This window comes from Pseudomonas sp. SIMBA_041 (genome assembly GCF_046535095.1).
Lineage (GTDB): Bacteria > Pseudomonadota > Gammaproteobacteria > Pseudomonadales > Pseudomonadaceae > Aquipseudomonas > Aquipseudomonas mucoides.
On record NZ_JAWRXJ010000789.1, the window covers coordinates 1 to 244 of the forward strand.

Below are 244 nucleotides of genomic sequence, written 5' to 3' on the forward strand. Positions count from 1 at the left end.
CGGCGGTTCCTAACCCCAGGTCATCGCCTGTCAGCTGATCACCGCCTGTCACCAAACCTTGGGCATTCACGCTGACGGTGGAATAGCTGCCCGCTGCAACGCCGCTGTCGGCCAACGTGATGGCTATGTCAGCGTTGGCGGTACCATCGAACGACACGCTGCCGCTGGCCGCCCCGGATACGCTCAGCGTGCGCGCTGTTTCCAATTGGGTGGCCGCCACCGCGGTTCCGTCGACGGGCAAAGC

Annotated in this window: 1 pseudogene; it reads right to left on the reverse strand. The window is 64.8% G+C overall.

Annotation, left to right across the window (positions count from 1 at the left end):
• Positions 1–244 (reverse strand): annotated as a pseudogene (locus SB725_RS33275) (phage tail protein); the annotation flags it as partial.